Source organism: Actinophytocola sp. KF-1, assembly GCF_054661535.1.
This window is the reverse complement of sequence record NZ_BAAFVK010000004.1, coordinates 448147-466475: the sequence shown is the minus strand read 5'-3', so window position 1 is coordinate 466475 and position 18329 is coordinate 448147. Positions and strand designations below refer to the sequence as shown.

20 protein-coding genes are annotated in these 18329 nt (G+C 70.5%); 14 read left to right on the top strand and 6 right to left on the bottom strand.

The window, feature by feature from the left end; all coding sequences use genetic code 11:
- The first annotated feature begins 10 nt into the window (after positions 1–10).
- The 10 genes from ACYQ77_RS15145 (at position 11) to ACYQ77_RS15100 (ending at position 6675) form a co-directional block, all read left to right on the top strand.
- Positions 11–919 (top strand): diiron oxygenase, encoded by a 909-nt coding sequence (locus tag ACYQ77_RS15145; RefSeq protein WP_459711560.1) that lies wholly within the window; start codon positions 11–13, stop codon positions 917–919.
- Between the two features lie 46 nt (positions 920–965).
- Positions 966–1577 carry a LysE family translocator gene (locus ACYQ77_RS15140; RefSeq protein ID WP_459711558.1) on the top strand — a complete coding sequence of 204 codons (612 nt, stop codon included), beginning with the start codon at positions 966–968 and terminating at the stop codon, positions 1575–1577.
- Positions 1578–1634: 57 nt separating this feature from the next.
- Positions 1635–2039 (top strand): PRC-barrel domain-containing protein, encoded by a 405-nt coding sequence (locus ACYQ77_RS15135; protein ID WP_459711556.1) that lies wholly within the window; start codon positions 1635–1637, stop codon positions 2037–2039.
- 199 nt (positions 2040–2238) lie between these two features.
- The gene (locus ACYQ77_RS15130; protein ID WP_459711554.1) at positions 2239–2454 is read left to right on the top strand and encodes a hypothetical protein; all 216 of its coding nucleotides are present in this window, start codon (positions 2239–2241) and stop codon (positions 2452–2454) included.
- Entirely contained in the window at positions 2451–2888 is a 438-nt protein-coding gene (locus tag ACYQ77_RS15125; protein WP_459711552.1) for an ATP-binding protein, read from the top strand. The genes ACYQ77_RS15130 and ACYQ77_RS15125 overlap by 4 nt, the downstream gene beginning before the upstream one ends.
- Positions 2885–3595 carry a response regulator transcription factor gene (locus tag ACYQ77_RS15120; protein WP_459711550.1) on the top strand — a complete coding sequence of 237 codons (711 nt, stop codon included), beginning with the start codon at positions 2885–2887 and terminating at the stop codon, positions 3593–3595. The genes ACYQ77_RS15125 and ACYQ77_RS15120 overlap by 4 nt, the downstream gene beginning before the upstream one ends.
- A 102-nt stretch (positions 3596–3697) precedes the next feature.
- Positions 3698–4138: an ATP-binding protein gene (locus tag ACYQ77_RS15115; RefSeq protein WP_459711548.1), complete on the top strand. Its 441-nt coding sequence runs from the start codon at positions 3698–3700 to the stop codon at positions 4136–4138.
- 182 nt (positions 4139–4320) lie between these two features.
- Entirely contained in the window at positions 4321–4791 is a 471-nt protein-coding gene (locus ACYQ77_RS15110) for an ion channel (RefSeq protein ID WP_459711546.1), read from the top strand.
- Between the two features lie 655 nt (positions 4792–5446).
- Positions 5447–5797 carry a hypothetical protein gene (locus ACYQ77_RS15105; RefSeq protein WP_459711543.1) on the top strand — a complete coding sequence of 117 codons (351 nt, stop codon included), beginning with the start codon at positions 5447–5449 and terminating at the stop codon, positions 5795–5797.
- The gene (locus ACYQ77_RS15100) at positions 5794–6675 is read left to right on the top strand and encodes a hypothetical protein (RefSeq protein WP_459711541.1); all 882 of its coding nucleotides are present in this window, start codon (positions 5794–5796) and stop codon (positions 6673–6675) included. The genes ACYQ77_RS15105 and ACYQ77_RS15100 overlap by 4 nt, the downstream gene beginning before the upstream one ends.
- A 230-nt stretch (positions 6676–6905) precedes the next feature.
- Here the strand turns inward: ACYQ77_RS15100 and ACYQ77_RS15095 are convergent, their stop codons facing one another.
- The 6 genes from ACYQ77_RS15095 to ACYQ77_RS15070 are packed head-to-tail and all read right to left on the bottom strand — an operon-like array spanning position 6906 to position 13049.
- Positions 6906–8051, bottom strand: a complete 1146-nt coding sequence (locus ACYQ77_RS15095) for a glycine amidinotransferase (RefSeq protein ID WP_459711539.1) — start codon at positions 8049–8051, stop codon at positions 6906–6908.
- A gap of 34 nt (positions 8052–8085) precedes the next feature.
- Entirely contained in the window at positions 8086–8625 is a 540-nt protein-coding gene (locus ACYQ77_RS15090) for a MaoC family dehydratase (RefSeq protein ID WP_459711536.1), read from the bottom strand.
- 9 nt (positions 8626–8634) lie between these two features.
- Positions 8635–9864: an aminotransferase class I/II-fold pyridoxal phosphate-dependent enzyme gene (locus ACYQ77_RS15085; protein ID WP_459711534.1), complete on the bottom strand. Its 1230-nt coding sequence runs from the start codon at positions 9862–9864 to the stop codon at positions 8635–8637.
- 20 nt (positions 9865–9884) lie between these two features.
- On the bottom strand, positions 9885–10733 hold the full coding sequence (locus ACYQ77_RS15080) for an HpcH/HpaI aldolase/citrate lyase family protein (protein WP_459711532.1): 849 nt from the start codon (positions 10731–10733) through the stop codon (positions 9885–9887).
- A complete protein-coding gene (locus ACYQ77_RS15075; protein ID WP_459711530.1) occupies positions 10733–11701 on the bottom strand; it encodes a quinone oxidoreductase family protein in 969 nt (322 codons plus the stop codon). Before ACYQ77_RS15075 ends, ACYQ77_RS15080 begins: the two co-directional genes overlap by 1 nt.
- 4 nt (positions 11702–11705) lie before the next feature.
- Positions 11706–13049, bottom strand: a complete 1344-nt coding sequence (locus ACYQ77_RS15070) for a preATP grasp domain-containing protein (RefSeq protein WP_459711528.1) — start codon at positions 13047–13049, stop codon at positions 11706–11708.
- Positions 13050–13499: 450 nt separating this feature from the next.
- On the opposite strand from ACYQ77_RS15070, the gene ACYQ77_RS15065 reads away from it, so the two are divergent.
- The 4 genes from ACYQ77_RS15065 (at position 13500) to ACYQ77_RS15050 (ending at position 18293) form a co-directional block, all read left to right on the top strand.
- Positions 13500–15455, top strand: coding sequence for a S8 family peptidase (locus ACYQ77_RS15065; protein ID WP_459711526.1), 1956 nt, complete (start codon positions 13500–13502; stop codon positions 15453–15455).
- A 180-nt stretch (positions 15456–15635) separates the two neighbouring features.
- Entirely contained in the window at positions 15636–16214 is a 579-nt protein-coding gene (locus tag ACYQ77_RS15060; protein ID WP_459711525.1) for a DUF6624 domain-containing protein, read from the top strand.
- A 180-nt stretch (positions 16215–16394) separates the two neighbouring features.
- A complete protein-coding gene (locus ACYQ77_RS15055; protein ID WP_459711926.1) occupies positions 16395–17444 on the top strand; it encodes a zinc-dependent alcohol dehydrogenase in 1050 nt (349 codons plus the stop codon).
- Positions 17445–18293: a sugar phosphate isomerase/epimerase family protein gene (locus ACYQ77_RS15050; RefSeq protein ID WP_459711523.1), complete on the top strand. Its 849-nt coding sequence runs from the start codon at positions 17445–17447 to the stop codon at positions 18291–18293.
- Positions 18294–18329: the final 36 nt, after the last annotated feature.

Here is an 18329-nt window from a genome sequence, read left to right as displayed (position 1 = left end):
TGGAGATGTCATGAACAGCCCCTTCGACCAGTGGTACGACATCGCGGGCGTACGGAGCGGGATCCGCCGGATGTTCGTCGACGAGACCGACGCGGGCAAGGTGTTCTACCCCCAGCGCCTCGTGCCCTACCTCGCGCACGAATCGCTCGCCGACCTGCCGGAGTCACAGCGGCGCGCACTCACGATCCGGCACCTGTACCAGTTCCTGCTGTCGACGACGCACCTGGAGACCAGGGTCGTCAACACGACCGCGGAGCTCATCGCCAACAACCGCGCGGGACTGGACCTGCCGAACACCGTGCGCCTGGACGCGTTCAAGGTCTACTGCGACGAGGGTTATCACGCGCTGTACAGTCTGGACCTGGCCGACCAGATCGCATCCACGACCGGTGTGGCGATCCCACCGTGGAACTACGGCGGCATCGTCGGCTGGCTCCAGGAGACCGGGCGGCGCCTGCTGCCCGATGAACCCGCCCTGGTGCCACTGCTGCAGACCGTGGTGTTCGAGACCCTCATCACCGCCGTGCTGGTCGAGATCCCGAACGATCCTTCGGTGGTCACCGCGGTACGGGACCTCACCCGGGACCACGCCAAGGACGAGGGCCACCACCACCGGTTCTTCGCCCAGTTCTTCCACGACCTGTGGGCCAATCTGGACCGCCGTCTCCGCGAGCCGGTCGCGCACGCCTTGCCCGCGCTGGTCAAGGCGTGCCTGACGTGGGATGTCGAACCGGTCCGCGCTTCGCTGCTCATGTCCGGTGTGGACGCCGCGACAGCGGCGACGGTCCTCGCCGACGTCTACGCCGACACGGGCAGCAAAGCGGACGTCTGCCGGGCCACCGTGCGAACGTTCCGGTCCGCGGGCGTCTTCGACGTACCCGGTGCCGAGGAAGCCTTTGCCGCCCACCAGCTTCTCTGAGGGCCACCACTTCGGACACCGCGAACTCCTGGACGCAGCTCACCTCATGATCAGCATGTTCTTCCTCGCGAGTTCCCTCATCGTGATCGTCACCCCGGGACAGGACGCGGCGATCATCACCCAGATGGTGCTGCGCTCCGCCCGCCGCGCGCCGGCACTCGCCGCCGTCGCGGGCATGATCACCGGCGGTGTGGGGCACATGTGCCTTGCGATAACCGGCGTGTCGCTGCTGCTGCGAGCCAACTCAGGCCTGTTCATCGCCGTGCAGGTCACGGGGGCGGCGGTACTGCTGTGCTGGGGCGCGTGGACGATGTGGGAGTCCTTCCGCCCGGCCACGGCCCGCGGCCCGGATGCCGGTCCGGCCAGTGGTAGATCATTCGCGATCGGGTTCCTCTCCGCCGCCACCAACGCGAAGGTGGTGATTTTCCTGCTCGTCTTCTTTCCCCAGTTCGTGCCGGCGGGATTCCCGCCCACCTCCACGATGGTGGTGCTCGCCGCCGTCTACCTCAGTATCAGCACTGCCTGGCTGGTCATTTTCGTCGAGCTGGTCTACCGAATGCGTGAACGGGTCCTGACCGGGCGTACCAGCTTGCTGCTGCAACGGCTGATGGCAGTGGTACTCGGCGCGTTCGCCGTCCGCCTGCTCCTCGGCCTGTGACTCCGCCGAAGCGGGGCCCGGGCAGCTTCAGCAGGTCGAGGACGGTGCGCCGGCGCTGTGGGGCCGTCGCAGGCGCGGTTTGGACGTGTGCGGGCGGGGAATGCCAGCGGGATGTTCCCAGCTGAGAACCTTCGCGACTGGGTCGGCCTGAAGGTCATCGACCCGGTCGGCAAGTCCATCGGCGACCTTGAGGCGATCTACGTCGACACCGTCACCGACGAGCCGAGTTTCCTGACGGTCAAGGTCGGCATGATCGGCCGCCACCGGCTTGCGTTCGTCCCGGCGTACGGAGCGACGGTGTCACCCAAGAACCTGCGGGTCCAGTACCCCAAGGCGCTGGTTCAGGACGCTCCGTCGATCGCGACCGACGGGGAACTCCTGGCTACCGACGAGCCCGCGGTGTTCGCCCACTACGACCTGGAATACGGGACCGGCGCAGAACGTCGTCTTGCTCGTCGGTGACCGCGTCGGCTGCGCAGTTGCCGGACGGTCCACGATCGACCCCCTGCTGGTCGGGCCGGAACCGGGACGGGAGACCGGGTTGTGGGCGGGGGCTCGGCCGCAGGACGAACGGACAGCTCCGGCCGAGCCCCCTTTGCTGAGCCCCGAAAGGGGTCCGAACCGGGGCTCAAGCGCCTCGGCGGGTGTCTGAGGGTCCGCCGTGTTCGAGATGATGCCATGGATCCGGTGCGTCGTGACCGATTGTCATGGAGTCGTCAGGTGCGCCCATCTCGTGGTGGCGGGCGTCGTCAACGAATGGCGCGACCGGTCCATTGTGGAGCCGAGCGCGGTGAAGCGTCAGGTGTTCGTCAGGTTCGTCGAGCCCGTCAGCGGCCACTATGGGAGCACGTCCGCACCGATCCAGGAGACCGAGTGACCCCGCCCGTGGCCGACGACCAGGCAGTGCTGATCATCCCCGCCCGCGTCGAGCAGTCGGCGCCCCTGGTACGCCTGTGGGTGGCGGCCGCCGTCGAGCGCGCGCCCGTGGTGTCGCGCCTGAGGGTGATGCTCGTCGTCGACGAACTCGTGTCGAACGCGCGCAGGCACGGCCGCTCGCCGTGCGTGCTGCGGATGTCCCTCGACGACACGGGCCGGAGCCTGTTCGTGTACGTCGAGGACTCCGCGGCTCGGGACACCTCGTCCTGGCCCGCCGGCGCCGGGCTGGCGTTGGTCGACGGGCTGGTCACGGCATGGGGTGTGCTGCGGCGTGCCGGCGGGAAGACCGTCTGGGCGGCGCTGCCGCTCGGGGTGCGGCTGGACGGTCTCGCGAACCCACCGCAACCCCCGCCCGGCGCGTGGACCGCGGCATGACACCCGCGACGTTGTTGCTCGTCGAGGACGACGCACGGATCCGCGAAGCACTCCGGCTCGCGCTCGCTGACGAGGGGTACCGCGTGATCGAGGCGGGCACCGGTGAGCAGGCGCTGGCCCTGTTGGCCGCGGGCGGGGCCGAGCCGGACGTGGTGCTGCTCGACCTGATGTTGCCGGGCATGGACGGTCTCGTCGCGTGCGCGCGGATCCGCGAGCACGGCGACCTGCCGGTCATCATGGTGACGGCGCGGACCGGCGCGCACGAGGTCATCGCCGGGCTCGAGGCGGGCGCGGACGACTACGTCACCAAGCCCGTCGACGCGGGCGAGTTGAGCGCGCGCATCCGGGCGTTGCTGCGCCGGGTCAGGTCCGGTGCGGACGGTCCGTCGGTGCTCGAGGTGGGGGACCTGTCGCTGCGCATCGCTGAGGGGCGGGTGGTGCGTGGCGGCGAGGAGGTGCCGCTGACGAAGACCGAGTTCCGGTTGCTGTGCACGCTGGCCATGGCGCGTGGTGCGGTCGTGACGCGGGAGCAGCTGCTGGAGCGGGTGTGGGAGTACGGCTACTTCGGCGACACCCGGCTCCTGGACGTGCACGTGCTGCGGTTGCGCCGCAAGATCGAGCCGGACCCCGGCCGGCCGACCCTCGTGCTCACGGTCCGGGGCGTCGGTTACCGGGTCGGGACGCCGGTCGCCGCGCGGCCCCGGTGAGGTCGACGCCACGGTCCGGTCGGGGGATCGTCACGCAGTCGTCAGGTTGAACCCCCGCCGGCCAGGGCCAAGATGATCAGAACCGAGGGAGGCAGCGGGACGATGTCGATGTCGTGGGGTGACAAGCAGGCGATGCTGATCATGCCCACGGACACCGACCCCCCGACGGGGCTGGTCCGGGACTGGATCGGCTCGGCGCTGACCGCGGTGCCGGAGCTGGTCCGGCTGCGCGCGGCGCTCCTCACCGCCGAGCTGGTGGACCACGCCCGCACGTACGGCCTCAGCCCCTACGTGCTGCACATCTCGCTGCACCAGGCGCGGCGCGTCCTGATGATCGCGGTGGAGGACGACCTCCCCACGTTGGGCGTCGGCTGGCCGGACCGTCCCGGTGTGCTCCTCCTCGCCGGGATGTCCGAGCGCTGGGGCGTGGAGTACGCGGCGGAGGGCAAGACCGTCTGGGCCGAGCTTCGCCTCACCGAACCCGGGCCGCTCGAGTCCGCCGTGGACGCGGCGGGCGACGAGGGAGACCTGGGTGAGTCGTGACCCGGCCAGGAAGGTGCCCGAACTGGCCGAGTTCGTCGACGAACTCACCGCTGGCGCAGGTGGACCGACTGGCCGCTGACCGGGATGGCCGCGCTGTTCCTGGCCTGCTACGCCGTGCAGGTGCTCTACGTCAGCGCGCCATCCCGGGTCACGGTGGTCGTCGACGCCCTGATCTGGGTGACGTGATCGACTACGTGGTGCGGTTCTGCCTCGCGCGGCGCAGGCTGCGGTTCGTGCTGCGCAACCCGTTCGACCTCGCGGTGGTGTTGTTGCCGGTAGTGCGGCAGTCGAGGGCGTTGGTGACCGTGGTGACACTGCTGAACCGGCGGCTCGTTCACAGCCTGCAACAGCGGGTCGCGTTGTACGCGAGTGGTGCGACGTTGGTGGTGGGGCTGTGCGCGTCGCTCGCCGTGCTGGACGCGCCGGACGCGACGATCACGGACTTCCCCGGTGCGCTGTGGTGGACGCTGACGACCATCACGACCGTCGGCTACGGCGACCGGTACCCGGTGACGGGTGAGGGCAGGCTCGTCGCGGCGACCCTCATGCTGGGTGGGATCGCTTTGCTCGGTGTGGTCACCGGACTGCCCGGAACCGCGGCAGCGGGCCGGACCGCGGGAGCGGCGGCGGCGCGTAATGCTCGACGTGGGTGATCCTCACCGCGGCCGCGGCCGCGGACGGAGGCACCAGCACCGGCAGTTTGGCCCGGACGGTCTTGCCGGTGCCCGGCACGCCATCGGCCGTGACGCCCCACCGCGAGCACAGTCCGCCCACGATGAGCAGACCGCGACCGAGCCGCCACCCGTCCGATTCGTCGGCCGTGCCGTCGGTGACCGTGAGCCGAACGAGGTGTCCGCCACCCGAGGTGCCAGCCGCACCCGGTACGGCGGGTGGCGTGGCGGAACGCGTTGGCCACCAGTTCCTCGAGCACCGTCCCCACCTCGCGGATCGCGCCGGGTGTGCAGCGGTTCAGCGCGTATCGCAACCACTGTCGCAGCCCGCCGGGATGTGGTGCCGCGGCAGTGAGGACGACCTCGTCCAGCACACGTCCGAACGAGCGCGGGCCCGGCCTCATGCCGTCGTGGTGGATGGTCACCACGACATCCTGGCCGCGCGGGCGCGCGGGGAACCTGACGACTCCCTGACAATGGAACCGCGCCGAATGTCGTCACTCGTCGTTCTCCCAGTTCGGTAGGGGTTCCGGCTTCCTGGGCACGTGGCTTGGTGACGTTCGGAGCTGAGTCATCCCGGCCAAGGACGCGCGCGTCGCGGACTGCTCGCACGGTGCCGGCTGGAAAGCTGTCACCCATGCCCGTGTACTCATACCCGCCGCCGGAGCCGTTCGACCTTGTGGCCGCGGGCTGGCTCACCGCGGTCGTTGCGGCGGCCGTGACCCTCGTGGCGTGGCTGCTCGTCCACCACCTGCGCGACCCGGCGCGACAGGCGGCCGCCCGTGCCGACCTGCGCCGGTCGCGAGCGGAAACCTACCTGCGCATCGAGGAACTCGGCGCCATGGTGGCCGGCGATACCCGGGTTGCGGAGCGGCACGCCACCGCACGGACCCTGTTCGACCAAGCCACGACCGCGGCGGCGATGGCTGAGGTCCGTGCCATCGCCGAGGAGGGCATCGCGCTGGCCAGTGCCGGGGAAACGTCGTGACCGGGCTGATGCGCGGTGTGTGGTGGGTGGCCGGGCTGCTGGCCTCCGGGTTGCTGCTGTACTTCTCGGTGGCGACCGCGCCCGCGCGGGAGCCGACGGTGGCCGAGCACCTCCGCTACACGTCGGTCCACGTCGCGCCTGGCGCCGACGGCGAGTTGTCCGCCAGCCGCACGCGGGAGGTCATCGGACTCCGGCCGATCGTCGTGGCCGTAGGCGACGACGTCCGGTGCGCGGACATCGTCGCCGCACTGCCCGACGTGATCGCGATCGTGCTGCCCGGCCCGGACATCTGCGGTGGCGCCGACGTCCGTGGCCACGACGCGACCCTGGCCGCCAAGGTCAGGGGAGCGCCCGATGTCGTCGCCGCCTACGTGCGGGCCTATGACGCCCGGTTCGCCGGCGAACCGCCCCGGCGGGACCCGCCCGCCACCGAGGCCACCGGGCCGAACGCCAGGCAGGTCGTGACCCTTGCCGCCGCCGCCCTGTTCGCCGCGATGTTCGTGCTGACCATGGTGTTCGTGATCCGGTTCGGCCTGCGGGACCAGCAGGAGCACGAGGACCGGCTCCGCAACTGGCGTGCCCGTGGGGACGCCCGTCTCAACCGGCTGGCCGACCGGGTCCTCCGGTTCGACGGGACAGTCGGGGGCGAGACCGCGAAGCGGTACGTGCTCGCGCTGCGCGCGTTCGAGGCAGCCACCACCGAACGGGACCGGGTCGCGGTCGACGGGACGTTGACCGAGCTGGAGCGCGCGGTGGGCGTGCTGCCGGAGAAGGTCATGCCCCCGCGCCCGCCGAAGCCGAAACTGGTGCGGCGCAGGAAGAAGCCGCGCTGGCACGGCGACGTCGACGAACTCCGCGCCCAGCGTGACGACCGCTGATCAGAAGCCGAACACCCCGGCGTGACGTGCCACAACCACCTCCCGCACTCGATCCACAGGAGACAGTCCGATCCGCGACCACCAAGATCAGCCGGTGGACCTGTTGAGACGAGCAAGAAGCCGTGCGACATGCGACGCCGCCCAAGGGTGTTTCCTACGGGTGGTGGTCGCCGAGGGTGGGTGTCGACTGTGATCGACACTGCGGTTCGGCGACCGGTGAACCTCGGGGGTCAGCTGGTGAGGTAGTCCTCCGGGGTGGATCCTTCGCGGACGGTGTCGAGGGTGAAGCAGTGCAGGCCGCCGCCGAAGAGTCTGCGGTGGCGGTGGCGGACGGGGACGACCGTGAAGCGGTGCTGTTCGAGGCAGCGGATCAGTTCCGGGCAGGCGTCGTTGACCAGCACGGTGTCCGGGCTGACCGACAGGACGTTGAGGTCGATGTAGCGGCTGGTGAGGATGAGGTCGTCGGAGTCGTACTCGGGGAAGTTGTTGGCCTGGGGTTCCGGCGGGAAGATCATGTCCCACTTCTGCAGGGGCGCGGGCAGCGCCTTGGCCACGTTGGGCGTGCGCACCAGCAGCAGCCCGGGGCGGAGTGCCAGGACGAGGCTGTCGATGTGGTTGTCGGCCAGGCGGTGGACCCGGTGGATGCGGAACCTGCCTTCGAGGTGGCGTTCGAGCCAGTCGACGGCCAGTGCGTGGTTCTCGGTGGCGACGTTCGCGAGCAGGTCCCTGCCCAGGCGCAGGACCTGGGCTCCGTCGAACATCATCTCGTAGCCGACGTCGTAGGGCGACGGCGCCGGGTCGGTGATGTGCTCGGCGGGGCCGCCGGGCGATCCTTTCGCGTAGGACGGGTCGAACGACGCGTCGGTCATCAGCGGGCGGGGCATCACGGTCCAGCGGGCGCCCTGCCGGAAGTAGTTCGCGAAGACCGGGTTCAGGAACTGGTTCTCGAAATACCGGGCGCGCACCTGGGGCGGGGTCTCGATCACCTCGTCGCCGAGGATGAGGGTGTTGTCCCGGACGTTCAGCGGGGGTGTCACTGCCGCTCGCCAGGCCAGTGTCGCCACGTCCGTGGCGTCGGCCAGTGGCATCGGCCGGTGCACGGTGATGGACAGCGATTCGAGGACCTCCGCCATGCCCTCGACGTCCTCGATCAGTTCCTCGAGGTAACGCTGCTTGATGGGGGAGCGCCGGGTGGTGGCGCCGGACGGCGGACCGATGTGCGGGTAGTACATCTCGTCGTAGAACGACTTGTCGGACATCTGATCATAGAAGAACAGGTCGAACGACAACTCCCGCTCGTGCAGCGTGTAATTCGTGGCGGACCCGAGAATCACTTCCCGCAGCGGTGACCAGTCGTCGAAGCTGTTCAGCTTCATATGATCCGTCCCTTCGATAGGCGAACAACGGGTTTCAGTAGCCGGCGTCGTCGTGGTGGTGGTCGTGCGCGCGGGTGGGCACCAGGAAGCTCCGGTCGAAGGTGAGCACGACCTCCCCGGTGGCCTTGAGTCCCGTGGTCCGGCAGCTCACGATGCCGTCACCGGGCCGGCTGCCGGACAGGCGCTTGGCGGTGATCTCGCTCTCGGCGTAGAGCGTGTCGCCGACGAACACCGGGTTGGGCAGGCGGATGCGGTCCCAGCCGAGGTTGGCCACCGCCCGCCCGCTCGTGCTCCGCGCGGTCATCCCGCCCACGATGCTCAACGTCACCAGGCTGGACACGATCGGCTTGCCCCACGGGCCCTTCTCGCCGAAGGCCGCGTCGATGTGCAACGGCGACGCGTTCATGCTGAGCATGCTCATGAGCACGTTGTCCATCTCGGTCACCGTGCGGCCGGGCCGGTGCTCGATGGTGACGCCGACGACCAGGTCCTCGTAGCAGAAACCGACCATCTCCCGATAGCGGTTCTCGCCGACCTTCCGGTATCCCGCGGGGGTCTCTTCCGCACTCGTCATGGTCGGTCCTCACAGTTCCGCGGTGACGTCACGGACGTGGCCGGCGAAGGTGGTCAGCAGCTCGCGGTCGAGGTCGGCGCGGACCATGATCCGGATGCCCGCCTCGCCGCGGGGGACGATCGGGAAGAACACCGCGGAGCAGTAGTAGCCACGGCGGTACAGCTCGGCCGACAGGCGCACGGCCCGGTCGGCGTCGCCGACGTTGATCCGGCGCACCGGAAGACCGTTGCCCGCCAACGGGCTGGGCAGCAGCTCGTCGAGGTGGTCCAGGTTCGCTCGGAGCGTGCTCTGCAGCTCGCCGAGCTCGGGTGACCGGTGGATGGCGGCGCTCGCGAGCGCGGCGCCGATCACGGGCAGCGCCATGTTCTGCGACCAGCCCACCGGTCCGGCGTGGCGGGCCAGGAACGGCGCCATGGCCGGGTCCCCGAGCATGGCAATGCCGCCGTCACTGCCGAAACCCTTGCCCAGACTGGAGACGATGGTCGTCAGCGGGCTCATCGTCAGCCGGGACCGGACGAAACCCTCGCCGTGCTCACCCATGAGGGACAGCGAGTGCGAATCGTCGACGAACAGGTACAACCCGTACCGGTCCTGCAGTTCGAGCATCCCGTCCAGCGCCGCGGCGCCACCCATCGAGTAAGCGCCGTCGCTGACATAGGCCACGCTCGGGTAGCGGCGGCACACGTCCGCCAGGAAGTCGAGGTCGTTGTGCCCGCAGGTGAGGACCAGGCTCTCGTCCGCGCAGATCGCCTTCACGTACGCCATGGAGAAGTGGCAGAAACGGTCGAACACCATCACCCGCGGACCGCCGGGGGCGAGGTGCCCGGACGCCAGCAGCGGGAGGATGCCCGCCGTGAGCATGCTGCACGAGCTGCCGAGCAGCACGGTGGCGCCGAAGAGGTCGGTCAGCTCCTCCTCGAGCCGGGCCTGCAGCTCGTGCCGGATGCGGGTGGGGGACGACCCCAGGTCGGTCGTGCCGGAGACCCGCAGCGCGTCGATCGCACCCTCGATGACCGCGGGGTGGTAGTTGAGGCCGAGATAGGAGCAGGAGCACAGGTTGACGAACTCGTGCCCGGTCTCGGTCACCACCAGGCGGTTGTTGGAGTCACCGCCGACACGGATGCCGATGAGCCCGTGATCCGCGGCTGCCTGCCACACCGGATCGGACATCTCGACCAGCTTCTCGCTGTTGCGGTGCCGGTGGGCACCCACCACCCGGGTGGCCTCGGTGTCGGTCATCGACGTCTCCTGTTCCCCTGTCAGGCTTCGGTTTTGTGCGTGTCCGGCCGGAACTCCTCGAGCAGGCGACGGGACGCCTCGAAGAACGGACGGCCGATCATCGACCCGTCCACCGTGGTGATGCCCTGCCCGCTGCGCTGGCCCGCGACGACGATCCGCCTGGCCTGCTCCAACTGCGCGGCGTCCGGCGAGAAGATGTCGTTGAGCACCGGCACGTGCGCCGGGTGCAGCGCGACCTTCCCGCTGAACCCCAGGACCTGCGCGCGAATCGCCTCGTCGCGGAGCAGCGCCAGGTCGGCGAGATCGAAGGTGGGTGCGTCGATCGCGTAGATGTCCGCGGCGCGGGCGGCGTTGACCAGCTTCGCCCGCGCGTAGCTGAGCGGCTCCCACGCCAGCCCGGTCCCCAGCGCGGTCGCGTAGTCCGCAGCACCGAAGATCACCGCACGCAGCCGCGGCGACGCCGCGACGATCTCGTCGAGACGGTCCAGCCCTCGGGGCGTCTCGATCACCGCCAGCAGTTCCACCCGCGGGCACTCGGGGCTGAGCACGTGCTCGACGATCTCCACGTCCCGCTGGGACTCCACCTTGGGGATCAGCACGATCGCCGGCTTGACCGCGTACCGGCGCACCGCCAGCAGGTCGCGCATCCCGTCCGCCTCCGTGAGGGCGTTGATCCGGATCGCGCAACGCACGGGGGCACCGGTGAAGAACGCCTGCGCCTTGCGCCGGGCCTCCTCCTTGCGCGGCTCGGGAACGGAGTCCTCCAGGTCGACCAGGCAGACGTCCGCGCCGGACCGGTGGCAGCTGGTGTACCGGTCGTCGGCGATGGCAGGTGTGCAGAGCATCGACCGGCAGTAGCGGGTGTACATCAGAGCTCCCGGTTCACATCGATCAGGACCTTGCCCGCGGTGGCCCGAGCGGTCATCGCGGCGTGCGCGTCACCGGTGCCGGCCAGGCCAACGACCCGGTCGATGTGCGCGGCCAGTTTTCCCTCGGCGGCCAGCGTGAACAGCTCGTCGGCGATGCCGCACAGCAACGGCCGGTCGTCCACCACGTGCCGCATCCAGAACCCCGCGCAGCCGATCGACCGATCGGTCAGTTCCTCAGTGGACACCCGGATCGGGCCGTGCTCGGCACCGCCGCGCCAGCCGATGGTGACCAGCCGTCCGAACGGCGCAAGACCACCCAGAGCCGACCGGGCCAGGGCGCCGCCGACGGAATCCACGACGAGGTCCGCGCCCGCCCCGCCGGTCGACTCCCGCAGCCGTGCGCCGATGTCGCCGTCGGCCGGGTCCAGCGCGATGCCGGCACCCAGCGAGGTGACCAGCGCGCGCTTGTCCGGTGTGGACGCCATCCCGATGACGCGACCCGCGCCGAGCGCCACCGCGAGCTGGACCGCGAGGTGGCCCACCCCACCCGCGGCGGCCGAGACCACGACCGTCTCGCCTGCGCGCAACCGGCCCGCCAGGACCAGCGCCCCGTACGCGGTGGCGCCCTGTTCGAGCAACCCGACGGCCTGTGCGTCGTCGATGTGCTCGGGGAGTTCGATGGTGTGGGCGTCGTCGGCCGCCGCGACCTGCGCGTAGCCCCCGCCCCGGCGCAGCAGGGCAGCCACCCGCCGCCCATCGCGACGGCGGCGGCCCACCACGTCCACACCCAGTACGGCGGGCAGCGGTTGCGGCAGGGTGTCGCCTGCGCGGCGTTCGAGATCGTCGAAGTTGACCCCGGCCAGCGCCACGTCCACCAGGCTCTGTCCCGCACCGGGCACGGGCTCGGGCACCTGCTCCACGCGCAGCACCTCGGGACCGCCGAACCGGCGCATCACCACAGCGTCCATCCGCCTACCGATCGGTCAGCGCGGGAGAGCCGGCGAACAGCGCGGTCACGCGCCGCTCGACCGCCCGGGCGGCGTCGGCGTCCTCGGCCACCACACAGGGCGTCACGGTGCTGTCGGGCATCAGGTCACCGGTGAGCACGACCCCGGTGCCGGTCCGCGGGTCGAACGCCAGACCGGTCTCGTCGAGCCGCTCGACCGCACGCGCGAACGACGGCACCGGCCAGCCGCCCCGCTCCAGCAGCACGCGCCGTTCCCGGTACGGCTCCGGGACGAGCCGGGAGCGGACCACGGCGTGCAGGTGCGTCGATCCGCTCAACCGGCCGTTGGTCTCGGTGAACACGACGTCCCCGGCCGGGGTCAGCACCGCGTCGGTGCTCAGGTATCCGCGATAGCCCATCGCCTGGAACGCGCGGCACAGCTTGCGCCCCTCGGCCACGAGCGTGTCCGCGGCCGCGCCGGTGAGCGCTTGCGCCGGCACCACCTCGCCCACCACGACGGGCTCCATCAGCAGTTCCCCGGTTCCCCGCAACTCCTCGCCGTCCGCGCCGACCAGGTACTCGGCGTACACCGTGGCGCAGTCCGCCAGGTAACGCTCGACCACCAGGCGGTGTCGGCCGCCCAGCGTCAACTCGTCGAAGCGGCGCGCCACGTACCCGGTGACCGCCGCCACCTCGGGCAGCACCACGAGCCGGGGCGCGCCCGCAAGGCGCACGCCGTCACCCACACTCAGGACCTCGTTGCCCATACCGCCGCTCTGGAACTCCTGCTTCACGATCACGCTCTCGCCGGACGCCAGCATCCCGGCCAGCGCGGTCGCCATCTCGCCCGGCCGCGACACGACCCACCCCGGCGCGATCGGCACACCCGCACCCGCGGCGACCGCGCGGAACACCGCCTTGCTGTTCACCAACGCGTTCCCGTCCTGCGCGCTGAACGCCCAGCCGGGCAACGCGGACCGCAACCCGACCGCGTCCACGAACTCGACGGTCGGCACGTCGTGGAACACGGCCAGCACCCGGTCGACCGCCCGGCCGCGGAGGGCCTCGCGTACCTGGTGGCGGAATCGCGTGGCGGCCAACCGGTCCGGAGTCAGCAGATCGGCGCCGAGAACACCGTCCGGCGGCGCGAGCAACGCGAGTGACGCCGGGTCGACGCCGGTCAACCCGGTGACGTAGCGGAGGTATTCCGGCCGCGGCAGCCGTGGCAGGACCAGCACGTCACCGTCCCGCGCGAACCACAACATCCGCTGGGCGACACAGCCGCCCGCCGCGCGCTCGTCCGGGGTGAGTCCGGCCAGTTCGCCCACCATTTCCACGGTACGACTGTTGCCGACGATCAATGTCGCCATTACACCTCAAAACTCACCTACGCCGGAATGTTGCGAACGATCGCGATATGGGGCGATTAGCGCCTCCCATTGCAAATCGATGCTAACGCACCGGTGCAGGGGGCTCCAGACGCCGAATGGCCGTCATATCCCAGTCTCAATGGCCGCACGTCCACAGTGGGCCGGATGAGTCCGGCGGCCGCGGTATTCGATCTTCGCGTACCACGAAGGGGTTTCTGCGCGGGAAAGTTGATGTTGGTAAATCCATCGTGGATTCGGGGGATTCTTCCACGATAATGTACGCCTTTCGGTCCAGCGGCCGTGACGCCGAATCGGCTAACATTGTACTTTTCCGGCGCGCTTCCCTTAGGATTCTGTGCACGTTCGCGCGAACGTGCCAAACCCTGCAGTCCGGCCGGCGCGGTGTGTCCCGTCGGCCGGTGAACCCTTTTGTTCGAGGGAGAACCTGTCATGGGAATACTCCGCAGACCACGGTCCCGGCGGATCGCCGGGTTCGGCACAGTGGTCGCGACGGCGAGCGCGCTGGTGCTGACCGCGAACAGCGGTGCGGCAGCGGACGAGGGCATCGTTCTCGGCGCCGGGAACCCGGCGGCCATCAAGGACAGTTACATCGTCGTGTTCGACGACGAGGCCGCGGCGACACGCGGTGGCGTGCGGGCGATGGCCACCGATCTCGCGGGCAAACACGGCGCCTCGATCGAGTACACCTACCAGCACGCGCTGCGCGGCTTCGCGGGCAAGCTCAGCGAGCGGGCAGCCAAGCGGCTGGCCGCCGAGCCAGGTGTCGCGTACGTGGAGCAGAACGCCAGGGTGTCGGTGGCGGACACGCAGCCGAACCCGCCGAGCTGGGGCCTGGACCGCATCGACCAGCGGGACCCGCAGCTGGACTCCAGCTACACCTACCCCAACTCCGGGTCCGGCGTCACCGCGTACGTGATCGACACCGGTATCCGCACCACCCACAGCGACTTCGGTGGCCGTGCCGTGTGGGGCACCAACACCACCGGGGACGGCAACAACACCGACTGCAACGGGCACGGCACGCACGTCGCCGGCACGATCGGCGGCAGCCAGTACGGCGTCGCCAAAGGCGTCACGCTCGTCGCGGTCAAAGTCCTCGGCTGCACCGGTTCCGGCTCGTTCGCCGGTGTCGCCGCGGGCATCGACTGGGTGACCTCGAACCACACCTCCGGCCCGGCCGTGGCGAACATGAGCCTCGGCGCGCAGGGCTCCGACGCCGCCACGGAGAACGCGGTCCGCAACTCCATCGCGGACGGTGTCACCTACGGCATCGCGTCCGGCAACTCCAACGCCGACGCCTGCAACTTCACCCCGGCCCGCGTCGCCGAGGCGATCACGGTCAACGCGTCGACCAACACCGACGCCCGTGCCTCGTTCTCGAACTACGGCACCTGCACCGACATCTTCGCGCCCGGCCAGGACATCACCTCCGCGTGGCACACCAGCGACTCCGCGACCAACACCATCAGCGGCACGTCGATGGCCACCCCGCACGTCGTGGGCGGCGCGGCGCTGATCCTCGGCGCGACCCCGGCCGCGACCCCCGCGCAGGTCGCCACCACGATGATCAACAACGCCACCACCGGCAAGATCACCAGCCCTGGTACCGGCTCACCGAACCGGCTGCTGTTCGTGAACACCGGGGGCGGCACGCCAGGATCCCCGGTGGTCACCAACCCGGGCAGCCAGACGGGCACCGTCGGCTCCCCGGTCGGCGTGGCGATGTCCGCCACCGGCGGCACGCCGCCGTACACGTGGTCGGCGACCGGACTGCCGCCGGGCATCAGCGTCGACCCGGGCACCGGCCGGCTGTCCGGCACACCGACGACCGCGGGCACGTACTCCGTGACGGTGACCGTGACCGACAGCGCGAACCGCACGGGTAGCGCGACGTTCACGTGGACGATCAGCCCGGCGGGTGGCTCGTGCTCGAGTCCCGGCCAGAAACTGACCAACGGCGGGTTCGAGAGCGGCACCACGGGCTGGTCGAACGCGACGTGGACGATCAACCGGTGGGCCGGGACCGGTGCGCCGCGCACCGGCTCGTACTCGTCGTGGATCAGCGGCTACGGCGCCACCGGCACCGAGACGCTGACGCAGGCGGTGGCCATCCCGGCGGGCTGCACCAACTCGGTGCTGTCGCTGTACCTGAAGATCGACACCGACGAGTACGAGGGTCCGGCGTTCGACTTCTTCACCGTCGCCGCGGGCAGCACGACCCTGGCGACGTACTCGAACCTGGACGCGTCCTCGGGCTACGTCCTGCGGCAGTTCAACGTCGGCGCGTTCGCGGGCCAGACCGTGACGATCAGGTTCACCGGCAACGAGGACTGGTCGCTGCAGACGTCGTTCGTGCTGGACGACGTGGCACTGGTCGCGGGCTGACCCGGGTGGCGGGCTGAGATGGGCTGACCCCACGCGATTCACACGGTCCGGCGGGCGTGTGCCCGTCGGACCGTGTTCTCGTCCCCGCACGGACACCTCACCGCACCCGGGCTGTGGGAGTGGGCACTTTCGCGGGCCCAGGCCCTTCCCGGTGGTGCGCTTCGCGGCGATACTGTGGAGATGGCTCGCACGGCGATCGCCCTGGTGTTGTCCGTACTCCTGATCGGTGCCGGGGTTTCGGCCGGCGCGGCGGCGGCGGATCCGGTGTGCCGCCCGGGGTTGCGTGCGGAGCTGGTGGCGATGATGGCGCAGGACCAGTACGAGCAGTCCCCGGACTACACCGGCCCGTGGCACGGTCCGCAGCGCACCGAGCGGCTGCGCAGGATCATCGCGCGGTACGGGTGGCCCACGTTCCGCATGGTCGGCGTCGACGGTGCCACCGCGGCCTGGGTGATCGCGCAGCACTCCGACCACGACCCCGCGTTCCAGCAGCAGGCCCTGGAGCTGATGCGGGCGGCGGCCGCCGCCGGGCAGGCCGACCCGGTCGAGCTGGCCTACCTGGAAGACCGGACGGCGGTCAACCACGGACGGCTCCAGATCTACGGCACACAGGTCACCTGCGTCGACGGTGCGGTGGCGCTGCGTCCGCTCATCGATCCCGAGCGGGTGGACGAGCGACGTGCGTCGGTGGGGCTGGGCCCGCTCCAGGAGTACCTGGACAGCTTCCCGGACGACATGTGCGCGGAAGCCGCCGCGTAGACCCGGCAGCGGGCCGTCGAGCTCCGGCGACAGGACGGCCCCGTTCGCGGCTTCACCCCGGCAGTCCGCTGCCACCACCGCCGTTCCCGGCATTCGCGACTCTTCGGCGCACGAGTGATCGATCGTGCGGTAGGTTGCCGCTCCACGAGGGGACGACGCGAGGGAGATGCGTTGGGCACAGTGGTCCAGTTCGTCGGCGAGCGCCGCGTGGAGGTGGTGGAGACCGGCGAGGATCCGCTCCCGCCCGGCTCCCTGCGCGTGCGCACGATGTACTCCGGGATCTCGGCGGGCACCGAGCTGACCGCCTACCGCGGCACCAACCCGTACCTCAACCGCACGTGGGACGAGGAGCGGCGGCTGTTCGTGCCGGGCGACGCCACCGCTCCCTACCCGGTGGTGGGCTGGGGGTACTCGGAGGTCGGTGTGGTGACCGAGGTGTCAGCGGACGTCGTCGGCAAGCCCGGGCTGCCCGCGGTCGACGACGTGGTGTGGGGCATCTGGGGCCACCGCAGCGAGGCCGTCGTTCCCGCATCCAAACTGGACGGTCACGTGGTCCCGCCCGGCCTCGACCCGCTCGCCGCCACGTTCGCGCGGGTCGGCGCGGTCGCGTTCAACGCCGTCCTGGCCGCCGAACCTCACCTGGGTGAGCTGGTGACGGTGTTCGGGCAGGGGGTGATCGGCCTGCTCGCGACCCGGTTGGCGACCCTGTCGGGGGCGCGGGTGGTCGCGTGCGACACGATCCCGTCCAGGCTGGCGACGGCGTCCGCGTTCGGCGCGGTCGCGGCGGTGGACGTGCGGGAGACGAGTGCCGCGGAACTGGCGCGGTCGCTCACCGGCGGTCGCGGCGCCGACGTCGCGGTGGAGCTGTCCGGCACCCACGCCGCACTGCACGAGGCCATCCGTTCGGTCACGGTGGGCGGCAGGGTCGTCGCCGCCGGGTTCTACCAGGGCGACGCGGCAGGGCTGCGCCTGGGCGAGGAGTTCCACCACAACCGCGTGGAGCTGGTGTGCTCACAGATCGGCGGCCCACCGCCACGCCTCGCGGGCCGCTGGGACCAGGACCGCATGAACCGCACGTTCCTCGATCTGGCCGCGAACGGCGCGATCGACCCCGTGGCGTTGGTGAGCCACCGGGTCCGGGTGCCCGACGGCGTCGCCGCGGCGTACCAGCTGCTGGACGAGCGCCCGGGCGACGCGCTCCAGGTCGTCCTCGACTACACGGAGAGCTGAATGATCAGTGTGTCCTGCCAGGAGCAGCTGCTGCCGGGCGCGACCCTGCTGGAGAAGTGGGACTTCGCCACGAAAGCCGGTTACGACGCGATCGAGTTGCGCGGCAAAGGCGACCTCGCGCTCGAGAAGCGGCTGCCGGAACTCCGCGAGGCCGCTGCGGACGGCGTCGTCATGCGCACGGTGTGCGTGGACATGCTGCACTTCTTCGGCGCCTTCGACCCGGCCCTGCGCGCCGACGCGATCAAGCAGATGCGGTCCCAGCTCTCGGTGATCGCCGAACTCGGCGGCGTCGGCGCGATGACCCCCGCCTCCTACGGCATGTTCTCCCGCAGGCTCCCGCCGTTCGAACCGCCGCGCACCGAGGCCGAGGACCGCGAGGTGCTCCTCACCGGACTGGCCGAACTGGGCGAACACGCGGCAAGCGAAGGCGTGACCCTGTTCCTGGAACCCCTCAACCGCTACGAGGACCACATGGTGAACCGCCTGGAACAGGCGGCGAGCCTCATCGACGAGATCGGCCTGCCGTCGATACGCATCGGCGCGGACACCTACCACATGAACATCGAGGAAGACGCCCCCGCGGAAGCCCTGCTGCGCTGGAGTTCTCACCTCGGGCACGTACAGGTCAGCGACTCGAACCGCCTCCAGCCCGGCGCAGGCCACGTGGACTGGGCCGCCATCATCGCCGCCCTGACCACCATCGGCTACACCGGCGACCTGGCCCTGGAGAGCCGCTTGCGCGGCGACCCAACCGAGGCCGTCGCGTCCGTTCCCGCGTTCCTCCACCGGGCCGCGCGCGCGGTGTCGCCGGAGACCTCTCCGTGCGCCGGCCCCGTGGCCGCCGGCTGATGGGCGGGCACCAACGGTGCGTTACCCCGGCCTGGC